At 62.6% G+C, this 16,206-nt stretch carries 17 protein-coding genes and 1 pseudogene; 4 read left to right on the top strand and 14 right to left on the bottom strand.

Features of this window, described 5'->3' with window-relative positions; all coding sequences use genetic code 11:
• Positions 1 to 1,755 (top strand): alanine--tRNA ligase (gene alaS, locus B3V69_RS10430; RefSeq protein ID WP_296446294.1); only part of this gene is annotated, 1,755 nt, incomplete at its 5' end.
• A gap of 83 nt (positions 1,756 to 1,838) precedes the next feature.
• Here the strand turns inward: alaS and B3V69_RS10425 are convergent.
• On the bottom strand, positions 1,839 to 2,399 hold the full coding sequence (locus B3V69_RS10425) for an Rrf2 family transcriptional regulator (RefSeq protein ID WP_296446293.1): 561 nt from the start codon (positions 2,397 to 2,399) through the stop codon (positions 1,839 to 1,841).
• A gap of 123 nt (positions 2,400 to 2,522) precedes the next feature.
• Between B3V69_RS10425 and B3V69_RS10420 the strand changes: the two genes are divergently transcribed.
• Complete coding sequence (locus B3V69_RS10420) at positions 2,523 to 3,728, top strand: NnrS family protein (protein WP_296446291.1); 1,206 nt, start codon at positions 2,523 to 2,525, stop codon at positions 3,726 to 3,728.
• Between the two features lie 10 nt (positions 3,729 to 3,738).
• Here B3V69_RS10420 and serA read toward each other — a convergent pair whose 3' ends face one another.
• From serA to B3V69_RS10370, 10 genes are all read right to left on the bottom strand, one after another.
• Positions 3,739 to 4,956, bottom strand: coding sequence for a phosphoglycerate dehydrogenase (gene serA / locus B3V69_RS10415; protein ID WP_296446289.1), 1,218 nt, complete (start codon positions 4,954 to 4,956; stop codon positions 3,739 to 3,741).
• A 33-nt stretch (positions 4,957 to 4,989) separates the two neighbouring features.
• Complete coding sequence (gene sufT, locus B3V69_RS10410; RefSeq protein WP_296446287.1) at positions 4,990 to 5,538, bottom strand: putative Fe-S cluster assembly protein SufT; 549 nt, start codon at positions 5,536 to 5,538, stop codon at positions 4,990 to 4,992.
• Positions 5,535 to 5,993 carry a Fe-S cluster assembly sulfur transfer protein SufU gene (gene sufU / locus B3V69_RS10405; RefSeq protein ID WP_296446285.1) on the bottom strand — a complete coding sequence of 153 codons (459 nt, stop codon included), beginning with the start codon at positions 5,991 to 5,993 and terminating at the stop codon, positions 5,535 to 5,537. Before sufU ends, sufT begins: the two co-directional genes overlap by 4 nt.
• Positions 5,990 to 7,252, bottom strand: a complete 1,263-nt coding sequence (locus B3V69_RS10400) for an aminotransferase class V-fold PLP-dependent enzyme (protein WP_414707509.1) — start codon at positions 7,250 to 7,252, stop codon at positions 5,990 to 5,992. The genes sufU and B3V69_RS10400 overlap by 4 nt, the downstream gene beginning before the upstream one ends.
• The gene (locus tag B3V69_RS10395) at positions 7,249 to 8,457 is read right to left on the bottom strand and encodes a SufD family Fe-S cluster assembly protein (protein WP_296446283.1); all 1,209 of its coding nucleotides are present in this window, start codon (positions 8,455 to 8,457) and stop codon (positions 7,249 to 7,251) included. Before B3V69_RS10395 ends, B3V69_RS10400 begins: the two co-directional genes overlap by 4 nt.
• A 1-nt stretch (position 8,458) precedes the next feature.
• Positions 8,459 to 9,229 carry a Fe-S cluster assembly ATPase SufC gene (gene sufC, locus B3V69_RS10390; protein WP_296446281.1) on the bottom strand — a complete coding sequence of 257 codons (771 nt, stop codon included), beginning with the start codon at positions 9,227 to 9,229 and terminating at the stop codon, positions 8,459 to 8,461.
• Between the two features lie 23 nt (positions 9,230 to 9,252).
• Positions 9,253 to 10,707 carry a Fe-S cluster assembly protein SufB gene (gene sufB / locus B3V69_RS10385; protein ID WP_296446280.1) on the bottom strand — a complete coding sequence of 485 codons (1,455 nt, stop codon included), beginning with the start codon at positions 10,705 to 10,707 and terminating at the stop codon, positions 9,253 to 9,255.
• Positions 10,708 to 10,819: 112 nt separating this feature from the next.
• Positions 10,820 to 11,452, bottom strand: a complete 633-nt coding sequence (locus B3V69_RS10380; RefSeq protein WP_296446278.1) for a uracil-DNA glycosylase family protein — start codon at positions 11,450 to 11,452, stop codon at positions 10,820 to 10,822.
• Positions 11,453 to 11,495: 43 nt separating this feature from the next.
• Positions 11,496 to 11,711, bottom strand: a complete 216-nt coding sequence (locus tag B3V69_RS10375) for a DUF2945 domain-containing protein (protein WP_296446276.1) — start codon at positions 11,709 to 11,711, stop codon at positions 11,496 to 11,498.
• Positions 11,712 to 11,736: 25 nt separating this feature from the next.
• Positions 11,737 to 12,309: a DUF488 family protein gene (locus B3V69_RS10370; protein ID WP_296446274.1), complete on the bottom strand. Its 573-nt coding sequence runs from the start codon at positions 12,307 to 12,309 to the stop codon at positions 11,737 to 11,739.
• A gap of 200 nt (positions 12,310 to 12,509) precedes the next feature.
• Here B3V69_RS10370 and B3V69_RS10365 point away from each other — a divergent pair, with 200 nt between their 5' ends.
• Positions 12,510 to 13,664, top strand: coding sequence for a cytochrome P450 (locus B3V69_RS10365; protein WP_296446272.1), 1,155 nt, complete (start codon positions 12,510 to 12,512; stop codon positions 13,662 to 13,664).
• A gap of 79 nt (positions 13,665 to 13,743) precedes the next feature.
• On the top strand, positions 13,744 to 14,127 hold the full coding sequence (locus B3V69_RS10360) for a SirB2 family protein (protein ID WP_296446271.1): 384 nt from the start codon (positions 13,744 to 13,746) through the stop codon (positions 14,125 to 14,127).
• 3 nt (positions 14,128 to 14,130) lie between these two features.
• On the opposite strand, the gene B3V69_RS10355 is transcribed toward B3V69_RS10360, so the two are convergent.
• The 3 genes and pseudogenes from B3V69_RS10355 to B3V69_RS10345 form a co-directional block, all read right to left on the bottom strand.
• Entirely contained in the window at positions 14,131 to 14,391 is a 261-nt protein-coding gene (locus tag B3V69_RS10355; protein ID WP_296446269.1) for a DUF2249 domain-containing protein, read from the bottom strand.
• A gap of 217 nt (positions 14,392 to 14,608) precedes the next feature.
• Complete coding sequence (locus tag B3V69_RS10350; RefSeq protein WP_296446268.1) at positions 14,609 to 15,721, bottom strand: endonuclease/exonuclease/phosphatase family protein; 1,113 nt, start codon at positions 15,719 to 15,721, stop codon at positions 14,609 to 14,611.
• Between the two features lie 98 nt (positions 15,722 to 15,819).
• Positions 15,820 to 16,206, bottom strand: a pseudogene (locus B3V69_RS10345) (pseudouridine synthase); the annotation flags it as partial.

The raw sequence follows: 16,206 nt of genomic DNA, 5'->3' as shown, positions 1-16,206 counted from the left end.
GCCACCGCGTTCTTGGTGAGCGACGGCGTGCTGCCATCCAACGAGGGGCGCGGCTATGTGCAGCGCCGCATCATTCGCCGCGCCATCCGCCACGGCTACAAGCTGGACCGAAAGACACCGTTTTTCCACAAACTGGTGCCCGATCTGGTGGCGCTGATGGGCGAGGCTTATCCCCGGCTCCGGTCGGAAGAGAAACGCATCATCGAGGTGCTGAAGGCCGAAGAAGAGCGCTTCTTTGAGACGCTGGAAAACGGCATGGAAATTCTGGACGCGGCCCTGGCCGATGGCGCCAAGGTTCTGCCTGGCGACGTGGCCTTCAAGCTGCACGACACCTTCGGCTTTCCGCTCGATCTGTCGGCCGATGTGTGCCGCGAACGCGGCTTGAGTGTGGATGAAGTCGGCTTCCACGCCGCCATGGAAAAGCAAAAAGCCCAGGGCCGTGCGGCTGGCAAATTCCGGATGGACCGCGCGCTGGAATACAGCGGTGACAGCAATGACTTTGTCGGCTATGACAGCCTGACGAATGCTAGCAAAGTTGTAGCGCTCTATGTAGACGGGACGAGGGCTGACGAGCTAAAAACCGGTCAGGCGGGGGTCGTTGTGCTGGACACCACTCCGTTTTACAGCGAGAGCGGCGGGCAGGTCGGTGACGAGGGTGCCATCTTCTGCGATACCGCCTTGTTTGAAGTGCTTGATACCCAGAAGATCAAGGCCGATGTCTTCGGCCACCATGGCACGCTGAATACCGGCACGCTCAGGGTCGGTGATGCCGTCACCGCCCACGTCAACGCGACCGTGCGTGCCGCCACCGAGCGCAACCACAGCGTGACCCACCTGATGCACAAAGCCCTGCGCGAAGTGCTGGGCGAGCATGTGCAGCAAAAGGGCAGCTTGGTGAATGCGGAGCGCACCCGCTTCGACTTTGCCCACAACGCCCCCGTGACCGACGAACAAATCCGCGAGATCGAGGCCCGCGTCAATGCTGAAATTCTGAGCAACGCCGCTACCCAGGCGCGTGTGATGGGCATCGAATCGGCGCAGGCGACCGGCGCCATGATGCTGTTCGGCGAGAAGTACGGGGAGTCGGTGCGCGTGCTGGACATCGGTGCCAGCCGCGAGCTGTGCGGCGGCACCCACGTTGCCCGCACCGGCGACATCGGCCTGTTCAAGGTGGTCGCGGAAAGCGGCGTGGCCTCCGGCGTGCGGCGTATCGAGGCCGTCACCGGCCAGAATGCGCTGAGCTATCTGCAGGACCTCGAAGACACGGTCACGCAAGTGGCGGGCACACTCAAGGCACCGGTGGTGGAGATCAATGAGCGCATTGTCCATGTGCTGGATCACGTCAAGGTGCTGGAGAAGGAAATCGCCGCGCTCAAGGGCAAGCTGGCGTCCGCCCAGGGCGATGAACTGGTGACCCAGGCGGTCGAGGTCAACGGTGTCAAGGTGCTGGCAGCCCGGCTCGAAGGCGCTGACAGCAAGACGCTGCGCGACACCATGGACAAGCTCAAGGACAAACTCAAAACCGCGGTCATCGTGCTGGGTGCCGTGGACGGCGACAAGGTGCAGATTGCGGCGGGCGTGACCTCGGATACCACCGGCAAAGTCAAGGCCGGCGAACTGGTCAACTTTGTCGCAGCCCAAGTCGGCGGCAAAGGCGGCGGCAAGCCCGACATGGCCATGGCCGGTGGCACTGAGTCGGCGAAACTGGCCGCTGCACTGGGCAGCGTGCTGGTTTGGGTCACTGCCAAGCTGTGACTTGCTACTAAAAGTGTAGCTGCCTACGATTATATTACGCGGGCTAGGGCCTGATTTGTTTGTAAAAAAGGTGAAAGCCGGCCCTATACGCGGGTAGACGAAGTGTTGCGTACCGCCTTAACCCGAGCTGGTGTTTTGGCAGCCGGTTTCTTTCTGGGGGGCAATTCAATCGACACCGGCCGTGTGATGTCGCTCACCGGCACGATGCGCACACTGCGGCGGCCGGCTAGGAGGCTGGGAGGTGTCACGCGGGTGACGTCGGCCAGCGTGACCTTGTCCAGTTCGTCAAAATAACTTTGCAGGGCTGTTTTGAAAACCTGCTTCAATTGGCAATGGGCGGTGAGCGTGCAGGCGTTGTGGCTGGCGTCGAAGCACTCGACCAGCCGGAAATCTGTTTCAGATTGGCGCACGACATCACCAATGCGGATGTCAGCCGCTGGTTTGAGTAAGCGCAAACCGCCGCCGCGCCCGCGGGTGGTCTGCAGCAAACCCTGGCGCGCCAGATCGTTGACGATCTTCATCAAATGGTTTTTGGAAACGGCGTGGCTTTCGGCCAACTCGGCAATGGTGACCGACCGCTCGGGGTGGAGCGCGCAGAACATCAGAACCCGCAGGGTGTAGTCGGTGTAGTCCGTCAGTCTCATGGGGTTCTTCCAAAGTTTGCGTTAAAGATCATTTTATGACATACCTGACATTTAAGATGTATGTAAAATGCATTTAATCATAATCCTTGACGTGTACTAACTTATTGTTTGTGATCCCACACCATGAAACCAGATTCGTTGCCCATCTTCGAACAAGTCAAAGCCGCCGCCCAGCTGCCCCTGGGCCTGCCCTTGTTGCGACTCGGTTTTCGGCCTTTCTATGTCGGTGGCGCGCTGCTTGCGGCACTGATCGTGCCCCTGTGGGTGGCCATGTTCCTCGGTCAAGTGAATTTGACGCCGAACGCGCCGCCCCTGCTGTGGCATGCCCATGAGATGTTGTTTGGCTTCGCGGCGGCCATCATCGTGGGCTTCCTGTTGACGGCCGGCAAAGCCTGGACCGGGCTGGCCACGCCGCGCGGCCCCTGGCTGGGAGCCCTGGTCTTGCTGTGGCTGGCCGCACGCGTGGCCTCGGTGGCGGGGCCTTACGGGGTGTATGCGGTGCTGGATGTCGCGCTACTGCCTCTGGTGGCCGCCATTTTGGTTAACGTGCTGTTGCGTGCGCGCAATCACCGCAACCTGCCGCTCGCCCTCATTTTGGGCTTGCTGGCGTCAGCCAATCTGGTTTTCCATCTGGCGGTCATGGGCGTGCTGAAGGTGCCTGCCATCACCCCGCTTTATGCCGGTCTGGGCCTGATCGTGATGATTGAATGTGTGATGGCGGGGCGGGTTATTCCTGCTTTCACCATGAGTGTCACGCCCGGCTTGAAGTTGGTGGCCGTGGTTTGGGTCGAGCGCGTCACCCTGGGCGCCACCGGGCTGGGTTTGGCACTGTGGGTGTTTGCGCCTGCCAGCGCGGTCGGCCTGATTGTGCTGGCGCTCGCCAGTGCTTTGCATGTCCGGCGTTTGTTGCTCTGGCGTCCCGCCGTCACCGTGAAGCGCCCGATTTTGTGGATTCTTCATGCCGCTTACGCCTGGTTCCCGGTTGGACTGGCGCTGCTGGCACTGGCCCAGATCGGCCTGGTGCCCGTTTCTGCCGGCGTGCACGCGCTGGCGGTAGGCGCCACGGGCGGCCTCATTATCGGCATGATCACCCGCACCGCGCGCGGCCATACCGGCAGGCCTTTGATGGCATCGAAGGCGGAAGTGCTGGCCTATGCGCTGGTGATGACCGCTGCCGTGCTGCGCGTGCTGCTGCCCTTGGTGGCCCCCTCGCTGTACGTCCACGCCCTGGTCGGCGCTGCCGTCGCCTGGAGTGCTGCGTTTGCCATCTACCTGTGGCGATTCACGCCCTGGCTGATGAGCACCCGACTGGATGGCAAGGACGGCTGAGGCGCCGCTGTCAGGGCTTGGAGGACAGCACGGTAAACACCCGCACCGTGCCTTCAATGGCTTCAAGGCGGGCGAGGGTGGCTGCGTCCATCGCGGCGCTGACATCGATCACCGCCACGCCAAAACCACCCTGGGTTTCCAGATGCAGCAGCGAGACGTTGAGGCCCGCCGAACTGAGCTCACTGTTGACATGCGCCATGACGCCGGGACGATCTCGATGGATGTGCACCAACCGCGAGGGCGCGCGCAATGAGCCCACCGAGAGTTCGGGCAGGTTGACGCTGCCGCGGATGGCGCCCGTCATCAGGTAGTCGCGCAACTTCTCGGATACTTCAACCCCCAGGTTGCGCTGCGCCTCGACCGTGGAGCCGCCCACATGCGGTGTCAGGATCACCTTGTCCAAAGCCCGCAACGGCGACTCGAAGGCTTCGGCGGCCGAAGCCGGTTCGCGCGGGAAGACATCGATTGCGGCCCCACGCAGGCGCGGCCCGGCCAGTGCTTGCGCCAGCGCCTCAATGTCCACGGCATGGCCGCGCGCGAGGTTGATCAGCGCGGCTCCGTCCTTCATTTGAGCCAGGCGCTGCGCGTTGATGAGGTTTCTGGTGCGTTCGGTCTGGGGTACGTGCAGGGTTACCACATCGGCTTCGCCCAGCAGGGCTTCGAGGCTGCTTGTGGGCGTGGCGTTGCCCAGGGGCAAGCGGGCTTCAATGTCGAAGTAGATCACCCGCATGCCAATAGCCTCGGCCAGCAGCCCGGTCTGGGTGCCGATCTTGCCGTAGCCCACGATGCCCAGCGTCTTGCCGCGCACTTCGTTGGCACCCTTGGCGTCTTTCATCCAGACGCCGCGCCGGGCCGCCGCGTGGCGTTCCGGCACGCGCCGCAGCAGGTGGATGGCGTGGCCAATGACCAGCTCGGCCACCGAGCGCGTATTGGAGAACGGACCGTTGAAGACCGCAACCCCCAGTTCGGACGCCGCTGCCAGATCAATGTTGTTGGTGCCGGTGCAATAGGCACCCACCGCGCGCAGCTTTGGCGCTTGTTCCAGCACCTCGCGCGTGAGCGGCGTGCGCGAACGCAGACCCAGCACGTGCACATCGGCCAGCAGGGTGTGCAGCTCTTCGACGGAGGGCGCGTGTTTGAGGCGCACGATGGTGGCGCCGGGGATGCCCTGCAAAATGGGCGTGGCGCTGGTATGGATGTCTTCGAGCAGCAATATGTTGGGCTTCATGGGTTTCCTGACGGTCAATGGGGAGTTGGATCTTCACAGTCCGAGCACCAGCTCAGCCTCTTCGGACATCATAGAGCGGTCCCACGGTGGATCGAACACGATCTCAACATCCACCTGGGCCACGCGCGGCAAGGCTTCGAGTTTGTCCTGCACCTCTTGCGCAATGCCTTCGCCCATGCCGCAACCGGGGGCGGTAACAGTCATCTTGAGCGACACGCGATAGCGCTCTTCATCCAGAGGCAGGACGTCGCACACATAGACCAGCCCGAGCTCGACGATGTCGATCGGGATCTCGGGGTCGTAGCAGGTCTTGAGGGTTTGCCAAACCAGGCCTTGCAAATCCCGTGGGCTCACATCGTCGGGAATGACCAGCGGTGCTGGTGGCTCCTTGCCGATGGCGTCGGCATCGTTGCCTGCGATGCGCAACAGGTAGCCGTCGACGTAAAGCGTGAACGAGGAACCCAGCGCCTGGGTGATCTGGGCCACCGTGTCGGCGGGCAGTTCCACCACCGTGCCATCCGGGATCAACTCGGCGCGCACAGTGCGGCGGATGACGACAGTTTCGCGCTGACGACGACTCATGACGCAGTGTGCTCCGGTGCGGTGGTGGCTAGCGGTGTTTGCAAAGCATGCCCCAGTGCGTGCCAGCCCAGCAGGGCACACTTGATGCGGTTGGGGTAGCGCGCCACCCCGGCCAGACTGACGAGCTTGCCCAGGTAGGTTTCATCGGCTTCTTCGGTGCCGGTGAGGACGGCACGAAAGCGCTGCTGCAATTGCCGGGCGGCTTGCACATCAGCGCCCTTGATGGCCTCGGTCATCATGGAGGTCGATGCCATGCAGATGGCGCAACCCTGTCCCTGGAAGCGCACATCCACAATCCGGTCCTGCGCGACTTGCAGCGCGACGCTGATCTGGTCGCCGCATTGCGGATTGGTGCCTTGGGCCCGGTGCGTGGCGGACGCCAGGGCACCAAAGTTGCGCGGTGCGCGCTTGTGTTCGAGCACGATGTCCTGGTATAGATCGAGGTCGGCACTCATCGCAGTACCCCGATGGCGTGGGTCACACCAGCCAGCAGACGGTCCACTTCCTCGTGCGTGTTGTACACAGCAAAGGAGGCGCGCGTGGTGGGTCCCAGGCCCAGATGGTCCAGCAGCGGCTGGGCGCAATGGTGGCCGGTGCGCACGGCAATGCCGCGCGCGTCCAGCAGGGTGCCGATGTCATGCGGGTGGACGCCATCGACGACAAACGAGACGATGGCGCTGGCGTTGCAGTGCGGTGACAACACCGTGATGCCGTCGATCTGGCTTAAGCCCTGCACCGCGTGCTGGCGCAAGTCCGAGAGGTGCGCCTCTATCGCGCTGTGGCCGATCGATTCAAGGTAGGCCACGGCGGCGGCCAGGCCCACGGCACCCGCCACGTTCGGGGTGCCCCCTTCCAGCCGGGCTGGCAGTTCGGCAAACACGGCCTCGGCGAAGCTGACGGATTGCACCATGTCGCCACCGAAGCGCAAAGGCGTCAATCGCTCCAGTGCGCTGCGCCTGCCCACCAGCGCGCCCATGCCCATGGGGCCGTACATCTTGTGGGCCGAGAAGGCCATGAAGTCGCACGCCAGCGTCTGCAGATCGATGGCGCCGTGGCTGACCGCTTGTGCCGCGTCGAGCACGGTGAGCGCGCCCGCCTCACTCGCCAAGGCCAATAGCGCCTCATAAGGCGGACGCTCGCCACTGGCGTTGGAGCAGGCGGTGAGGGCAAACACCTGGGTGTGGGGCGAGAGCAGACGCGCGAGCGCGTCCTCGTCCAGCTGGCCTTTTGCGTCGGGCAGCAGAATGCGCAGCGTCGCCCCGGTGCGCCGCGCGGCTTGTTGCCAGGGGACCAGGTTGGCGTGATGTTCCAGACCGCTGACGATGATCTCGTCCCCAGGGCCCAGCACGGCCCGCCCTTCAAGACCCAGTGACAAGCCTTGTGCCACCAGATTGAGGGCGTCAGTGGTGCCTGAGGTGAACACCAGCTCGTGCGCCTGCGAGGCGCCGACAAAGCGTTTGACTTGCGCACGCGCGAGTTCAAACGCGTCGGTGGCGCGCTGGCTCAGAGTGTGCACACCGCGGTGGATGTTGGCGCGATCATGGGTCTCGAATTCCCGCATCGCATCCAGCACCGCCCGTGGCGTTTGCGTGGTGGCGGCGTTGTCCAGGTAGGCCAGCGGCTGGCCGTTGACGCGCTGCGCCAGAATCGGAAACTGCGTTGCCGCCGCGGCGCCCGTGTCAGTGTTGTGGAGAAGGGGATGGCGCATGTTCATGGTTGCACCTGCGCCAGATGTTGGCGGGTCATGCGCGCCAGCAGCGCATCGAGCTGCATGGTCTGCAGGATTTCGGGGTCATCCAGGGCGCGCTCCAGCACCGCTCTTTGCAGGCCTTCCAGAATCAGGGCCAGCGCGCTGGCCTCGTCCAGTCCGCGCTGACGGGCATAGAACAGGGCGTCTTCCGGCAGCGCACCAAAGGTGGCGCCGTGCGCCGCCTGTACTTGGTCATGGTGGATTTCCATGTGCGGACGCAACACCACGCGCGGCTGGCCGCTGGTGGGAATGGCGCTCAGGCGCTGGCGCACGGCAGCTTCGTCAGCACCGGACGCAATCCGGGTGTGGGCGTTGACGACCGCCAGGGCTTTGCCGCTGGCAAGCACCAGTGCTTCGACCGCGCTGTGGGTATGGGCCGCACCGTGCGACAGCTCGACTTGCTGATCCAGCGTGGCGTCCGCCACCAGCAGCGCCGAGCCCAGGCGGGCCTGGCTGCCTGGCTGACTCAGGTCCACCTGTGTGCGCTGCAGATGGTAGGCACTGCCCGAGGCAAGCAAGACCTGGTCGTAGTGGGCATCCTGCGCCAGCTGGACGTGGATCTGGTGTGCCAGCCGGTCGGCCGGTGCCGGGCTGACAGCGCGCAGATGTTGCAGGTGCGCACCGCGTCCCAGCCGGATGTGCAGGTCCAGGTTTTGCACGCCAGCGGCGCGGGTCGTGTCGAAGTCGTGTCGCTCCAGCAGCACGCAGTGCACGCCGGCGGCGACATCGATTACCAGCAAGGGCGCATCAAAGAGTGCCGCCGGTTGCATGCGCAACACCAGTTGAATGGTTTGCTGCGACGCGGGCCGGGTCGCGAGGGGTTCGCCTATATGCAGGCGCAGACCGCGCTGGCAGGTGGCGCGGTGGACCCAGCCAAAGTGCGCCGCGTCACCCTCATCGGGCCAGGGCAGGCCCTCGTACAGTGCGCTACGCTGCTCGGGCTCGGCCGGGTTGAGCCATTGGGCCTGAAACTGGTTTTTTTGTGCCGGGTCCAAGGCCTGCACGCTCCAGCCGACGGTTGGCGCACTCGCTACAGAGGTGTCGGGCAGCCAGACCGCCAGTGCGGGAGGCGGCAGATGGCGGAAGTTCTCGGCCTTGCGATCAATCCAGCCATGGCTGGCCAGCCGTTGGCGGGCTGCGGTGGCGTCGGGGCAGGGGTTGCGGGTCATCTCACACCTCCGCCACTTGGGCGTTGCGGGCAAAGCCGGTGCGTGCAATTTCTTGCGCCAGCGCCAGCGTGCCGGTCTCGGCAATGCGGCCCTGGTCGAGGCGCAGCACGGCATCTGGCGTCAGCGATTCGATCAGTTGCAGGTAGTGGGACACCACGATAAAGGCCGTGCCCTGCGCGCGCATGGCCTGCACCAGTTTGACGACCGCCCGCACGCCGTCCACGTCCAGCCCTGAGTCGATCTCATCAAGCAGGGCCAGTCGTGGTTTCAGCATGGCGAGTTGCAGCAATTCGTTGCGCTTGCGTTCGCCGCCGGAAAAGCCCTCGTTGACCGGGCGGCTCAGCAGCTTGGCGTCCAGCCCCAGCTCGCTGGCCAGACCGCGTGCCCCCTTCAAAAAATCAAACGCATCCAGCGGCGTGTCGCCGCGCGACTCGCGGATGGCATTGAGCGCGCTGCGCAGAAAGAGGCCGTTTTTCACCCCCGGAATGTCCGGTGGCGATTGCAGGGACACAAACAGGCCGGCACGGGCCCGCTGTTCGGGCTTGAGGGCCAGCAAGTCGTGTCCGTCGAACTGCGCGCTGCCGTCGCTGACGCGATAGCGCGGGTGGCCGGCCAGCGTCAGACCCAATGTGCTCTTGCCGCTGCCGTTGGCACCCATCAGCACCACCAGGGCGCCGGCCGGGACGTCCAGCGAGATGCCGTCCAGGACGGTGCGTTCGCCCACTTCAACCCGCAGGTTGCGCACGCTGAGCAGGGATGATATGTTGGTCATGGTTTTTCCTTTGATTTGGGATGTCATCCGATCGCCCCTTCGAGCGAGACCGCCAGCAAGGCCTTGGCCTCGACCGCAAATTCCATGGGCAACTTTTCGAGCACGGCCTGGCAGAAGCCACCTACGATCAGGGCCGCCGCCTCTTGCGGGTCGAGCCCGCGTTGCTGGCAGTAAAACAGGCGCTCCTCGGAGATGCGTGTGGTGGTGGCTTCGTGCTCCACCACCGCGTCACTGCGGGCCGCGTCCACATACGGGTAGGTGTGCGCGCCGCAGTTCGGGCCAATCAGCAGCGAGTCGCACTGGGTATGGTTACCAGCGTTGGCCGCGGTGGCTGCGACGCGAACCAGGCCGCGGTAGCTGTTGTGCGCATGTCCTGCGCTGATGCCCTTGGAGACGATGCGGCTCTTGGTGTTGCGTCCCAGGTGAATCATCTTGGTGCCGGTGTCGGCCTGCTGGAAGTTGTTGGCGACCGCGATCGAATGGAACTCGCCGCTGGAGTCGTCGCCGCGCAGGATCACGCTGGGGTATTTCCAGGTGATGGCCGAGCCGGTTTCCACCTGCGTCCAGGCGATGTGCGAGCGCTTGCCCGCACAGAGGCCGCGCTTGGTGACGAAGTTGTAAATGCCGCCGCGCCCGTGCTCGTCGCCCGGATACCAGTTCTGCACGGTGGAGTACTTGATGTGGGCGTCGTCATGCGCCACCAGCTCGACCACCGCCGCGTGCAACTGGTTCTCGTCGCGCTGCGGCGCGGTGCAGCCTTCGAGGTAGCTCACGTGGCTGCCTTCCTCCGCAATGATCAGGGTGCGTTCGAACTGCCCGGTGTTGCGCGCGTTGATGCGAAAGTAGGACGACAGCTCCATCGGACAACGCACACCCTTGGGGATGTAGACAAACGAGCCGTCGGAAAACACCGCCGAATTCAGCGCGGCGTAGAAGTTGTCGCCCATGGGCACGACCGTGCCCAGGTAGCGCTCGATCAGTTCGGGGTGGTGCTCCACCGCGTGCGAGAACGAGCTGAAGATGACGCCGACCTCGGCCAGTTGTTCGCGGAACGTGGTGCCGACCGACACCGAGTCGAATACGGCGTCCACCGCGACGCCGGCCAGGCGCGCGCGCTCGTGCAAAGGCACGTTGAGCTTCTCGTAAGTCTCCAGCAGCTTGGGATCGACTTCGGCTAGGCTCTTGGGTCCGTCCTTGAGCGATTTGGGGGCTGAGTAATAGCACAAGGCCTGGAAGTCCACCGGGTTCATGCGTAGCTTGGTCCAGTGGGGCTGCGGCAGGGTCAGCCAGTGCGCAAAGGCTTTCAGGCGCCACTGCAAGAGGAAGTCGGGCTCGCGCTTGCGCCGCGAGATTTCGCGCACCGTCTGCTCGTCAAGCCCCGGCGGCAGCGAGTCCGATTCGATGTCGGTGACAAAGCCGTGACGGTAGGGGCCGTCAAGAGCCTGGCTCAAAGCGGGGGCCTGGTCAGTGCGGGTCATGCTGCGCCTTTATGAAATTGCGGCGCGGTTTAAAGTTCGCGTCTTAATAGATTCATATTGTATGCATCTTTAAGCGTGAATTCAAGGCAATGTGTTTTTGTCCGCGACGGACTCATGGGTTTTTGCTCGACACTTGGCCGTTTGAGTCCGGCGCTTGAAGCGAGTTGATCTGATCGCGCAGCCCGGGCAGGAGTTCATGTTCAAACCAGGGATTGCGCTGGAACCATGGCGTGTTGCGCGCCGAAGGGTGCGGCAACGGCAGATAGTCAGGCGCAAACTCGCGCCACGCCTTGACCGTGTCTGTCAATGACCGCTTGCGACGGTTGCCCAGAAAGTGTCGCTGCGCATGCAGTCCGATCAGCAGAGTCAATTCAATTCGCGGCAGCTTGGCCAGCAAATGATCGAGCCACAACGTTGCGCATTCCCGGCGCGGTGGCAAGTCGCCGCTCTTGCCTCGTCCCGGATAACAATATCCCATCGGAATGATCGCAAACTGCGATGCGTCATAAAACCTTGTCGTGTCCACGCCCATCCACTTGCGCAGACGCTCGCCGCTCGGATCAGACCATGGCGTCCCTGACGCATGCACTCGCACGCCGGGCGCTTGACCAACAATGAGGACGCGGGCCGCTTCGCCGACTTGCAGCACCGGACGCGGCCCAAGCGGCAAATGTGCCTCGCAAGACCGGCATTTGCGCACGGCCACCAGCAACCCTTCAAGCGTGGGGTATTCCGTTATCGTCACACTATCTTCCTGATCACGATGCGGTGATGTTGCAAGCAGCACCTCAGTTGCCTGTTTTTTTCAGCGCGGACCCTTTGTGCATCGCAATGTGGTCGCTTTTGTCACTTTGAATTTCGTATTGCGGCTCACCTTCGCTCGCATGATGCGTATAGCCCTTGTAAGCAACGTCTTTTGTGTGCACCTTGATAATCTTTCCGCTGACGTGCCCCGCCTCCGAGTTCCAGATCACATGATCGCCGACTTTGAATTTGTGTGCCATGGCATATTTCCCAGGATGGTTAACTTTATGCGCTTGCGCTGCTCATGTCCGCCAGGCATGGCGGCGGATAGGTGACTTGCGTCCCATCAACGTGAGCGAATGCGGTTAGAACATGGGGTTTGCGTCCCTTCGGTCCAATGATGTCCTCGACGTGAATACCTCGGACCAGCAGCGCGTCGCCAATCAACGAGCGATGGCAGCGCCAAGGAACTGCTTCGGCGCACATCAAGACACAACGCGTAGTGCGCGCCAGGTTCGCGACCGATTGAACGTTGTCGGCAAACTCCGTGGACTGCATGTAATCCGCATAGCCCCGAAACGAAAGATTGTGCCAGCCGGAGTTTGGAGAATCGGCTCGCGCATGGCGCAAGCCTCCGAGACCCGGAAGATGCGTATAGGAAATCTGCACAGCGTCCAATGACGCGGGGAGCGCGTCTTGATTGAACTGGGGATTTTGGCGCGACCGCGGTACTGTCCTCACATCAAGGACTCGGACAATTTCATTGCTTTGAAGCAGATCAAGGAACGTGTCTAGCAGTCGATTGGAATGACCGATCGTGCAGATAAGCGGCTCGTCCGCCCCGGTGTTGCTACTCATACAGAAAGGACGCATAACTCAGCTCCCGCGGGAAAGATACGCGCCAATTGGAGCGTGCGTCTGTGCGCTAACGCACCTTGCACTGGCTCAACACCGGCGGCTCTGGCAGCGGTACTGGCTTGGCTGATAGCAACCTTACGAAGATATCTGCACTTCACCTTGTTTACACTGCGCTTTGAAACGGCCAGGAAGGATTGAACATGAACGATATGCTTGAGCAGGATTGGAACCCGACATCCGATGCTGTCCTGCGCGACCAGCGCGCAGCCTACGATGAGATGCGCGAGCGGTGTCCGGTCGCGCACAGCGACCTTCTGGGGTGGTCCTTGTTTCGGCACGAGGATATCGTCCGCGTTCTGAACGACCCCGGCACCTTCAGCAGCGTCGTATCCAGACACCTCTCCGTTCCGAACGGAATGGACCCGCCCGAGCACACCGCGTACCGCCGCGTCATCGAGCCCTATTTTCGGCCGGACCGCATGGATGCATTCCGTCCGCAATGTCGCAGGATTGCCGGGGACCTTGTCCAATCGTTGCTGAAGCGTGTCGAGGTAGAACTCATCACCGAGTTCGCCCATGAGTACGCTGTGCGGGTTCAGTGTGCTTTTCTCGGTTGGCCGGCGGATATGCACGAACCGCTGCATCTGTGGATGCAGAGGAATCACGGGGCGACGCTTGCTCAAGACCGTGCGGCCATGGCAAACGTTGCCCATGAGTTCGAGGGCTACGTTGGCGAGTTGCTGCGTGTTCGGCGTTCGGCCGGCGCGCAGGTCATCGACGACATCACCGCCAGCTTGTTGCGGGAGCGGGTAGGGGATCGACCGTTGCGGGACGAAGAAATCGTCAGCATCTTGCGCAACTGGACTGTCGGTGAGGTCGGTACGATTTCGGCGGCAGTCGGGATACTGGCCCACTACCTCTGTGAACACGCCGATCTGCAACAGCGGCTGCGCATGCAGCCATCACTACTGCCCGATGCCATCGAAGAGATTCTCCGGATTCACGGACCGCTGGTGGCCAACCGGCGCATCACGACCCGTCCGGTGGAAATCGGGGGTCGGAAGATCGACGCCGACGAACGGATATCGCTGAACTGGATCTCTGCCAACCGGGATGGTCGCGTTTTCGAGGATCCGGAGGCGTTTCGGATAGACCGTCATCCGGCCGAGAATCTGCTATATGGCACTGGAATCCACGTTTGCCCGGGCGCTCCCCTGGCCCGCATGGAGTTGCGTGTGGCGATGGAGGAATTGCTCGCGCGCACGACGCGGATCGAACCGCTGCCGGACAGACCACCGACCGGTGCAATGTACCCCGCCAGTGGTTTTTCCACGTTGTTCCTGCGGATTAACTAGCGCTGCCTGTGAGGCGCAGGTGAGTTGTTTGAGTCGGGCTTGCAGTGGTCGTTGGCCTTGGCCCTAAAGGAGAAGACGGTTGGAATATTTCTTGGTCAAGTACCTGCACGTGACTTGCGTGCTGATCAGTGTCAGTCTGTTTATTTTTCGCGGGTCGCTGGCGCTCAGCTCGCGGCCCTGGCGTCAGTGGCGTGTGCTGCGCGTGGCGCCGCACATCGTGGACACGGTGCTGCTGGGCTCCGCGCTGTGGCTGGCCTGGCGCATCGGGCAATACCCGTTCGTGAACGGCTGGCTGACGGCCAAAGTGCTGGCGCTGCTGGCCTACATCCTGCTGGGCATGCGGGCCTTGGGCAAGAACACGCCCCAGTCGCAGCGACTGCCGTTCTTCGTGGCGGCGCTGCTCAGCGTCGGCTACATCGTGGGCGTGGCGCTCACGCATTCGTCGAGCTGGGGTTTGCTGTAGCGATCAGAGGCGGGCGAAGTCGATGACGATGGCGCCGGGTTCGCGCTGCACGTATTGAATCGACACGTCGTTGCCATAGCGGGCGGTGAGTTGGTGCAGCAGGGGAATCGGGTCGTGGTCGTTGCAGAAACGCATGGTCTCACCGGGCTGCAGCGAATCGAGCGCACCAAAAATGGCGGCATGGCGGAAACGCTTGGCAACGCCGCGCGCATCAAACGGATAAAGGGCTTCAGGGGTGACGTGGCCGGTGGCGCAGGAACTCATAAAAATAGCCTTTCGAAGTTATAAGATGTATTGTATGTGAATCTTATAATTTCGAATCAGTAATTTATCCTGATGCGCCTGTTGCTGGTGCACGTGGCGACGCTGCTGTCGACGCTGATAAAGCGGGCGCCGCGATCCGGATGGTTGGCGGTTGCCTGCGATCCCGGCTCGGAATAGGCCACCAAAGCGCTACGCGGTGGATAGCTGGCGAACGCTTTCAAATATCCAAATCTGCCCAAAGCGCCGCATGGTCCGACGCGGCCTCGTCGGCACTGGTCAGCTCTGCAAAGTGGGGCCACAAGGTGCCGTTGACACCGCCCCACATGCCTTTGCGCTCGATCCCGGCCGCCTTGACCTTGGCATACAGGTCCGGCGACAACAGAATGTAGTCCAGCTTGGCCGATGGCCCGCAGCTGCCGTGTGTGCCGGTCTTGCCACCACTGACATAGTTGGTGTGACTGGAAATGTCCTTGAGCGTCGAGCCCTGCCGCAACAAGGGGTCCATGGGCGCATTGCCTGGGCTCTCGTTCATATCCCCGATCACCGCAAGGAGGTTGTCGCCGGCCTGAAGGTGCGCGTCATAGAGTTCGCGCACGCGCTGGGCCTGGCGTTTGCGCTTGGCGTCGTTGGCCGCCTGAGTGCCATAGCCCTTGCTCTTCAAGTGATTGAGCAAGATCCAGAGGCGCCGTCCGTTGGGAAGGCCGATCTCATATTCGGCGCAGTCCCGGCTGAAAATCTGCCCCTTGGCGTCGACGTCATCCACATGGGAGCGGATCGACACGATCGGGTACTTGGCCTGGCTCAGCAAGCCCACATCGATCCCTCGATCGTCGTTGCCATCCACCAGCATCACATGATCGAAGGGCTTGCCGCCTACCTGGGTCAGCACCTGCTCATTGAACAGGCGCAAGGTGGTGCGGTCTTCGGCCTCGATCACCGCCTGGATGTCCGCACCCACGGCACACAGCACACGGGCCGTGTTCAGAGTGGCCACTTCGTTGACCGGTTCGGTCTTGAGTTCCACCCAGCCGATCCAGCTTTTGCGCCCGGTGGCGACGATTTCAGCGTCGCCTACCCTGGGGCGCTTGATCAGCTGGCCCCGGATCACGCGCACCATGAGCATGGGGCTGTCGTCGCTTTTGAGAAGACCGTTTTCGGTCATGAGCTTGAGCATGCGCTTCTTGTCGGCGGCGCTGTAGCCGGGCTTTTCGAATAGCACGTTAAGCTCTTTTTGAGCTTCCAGTGCCGGTTTGCCTTCGGCCCAGTCTTTGCCGTTCAGGGCTTTGGCGCGATCGAACATGTTTTCGACGTTGAAGGTGGCCAGGCGCATGAGAGTCTCCGATCGGGCAGTGGGACACGCTGATGGCGCGCAGTCTACCCGGCTTCGCTGCCAGCCGCAAATTCAATAACCAGAGGCCGAAAAGACTTCTATCGTCCGCCGTCCTGCACCAATCCCTGTAATTCGCGCCGGCTTTCAAATCGCCTCGGTTCGCCGCTCAGCGGGTCCACAAACTCAATCGACCTGGCCAGCAGTTGCAGTGGGTGCGCGTAGTCGATTTGTCCCTCGGGCGTGAGGGTCGGGTAGAGGCCATCGCCGAGGATGGGCAGGCCCAAGGCGGCCATGTGCACGCGCAACTGGTGGCGTTTGCCGGTGACGGGTTTGAGGGCATAGCGGGCCCATATGCCACGCACCTCCAGCACGTCCAGATGCGTGATGGCGTTGACCGGGCCGCTCACCTCGTGCTGCAGCATGAAGTGGCCGGCTTCGACAATGCGGCTCTCGCGCGTCAGGGGCAGCGCCAGGTCGTCACGCCA

Origin of the sequence: Rhodoferax sp. UBA5149, assembly GCF_002413825.1 — a bacterium.
Taxonomy (GTDB): Bacteria; Pseudomonadota; Gammaproteobacteria; order Burkholderiales; family Burkholderiaceae_C; genus Rhodoferax.
Note: the sequence above shows the minus strand (reverse complement) of the source record. Positions and strands in the feature narration are given on the sequence as shown.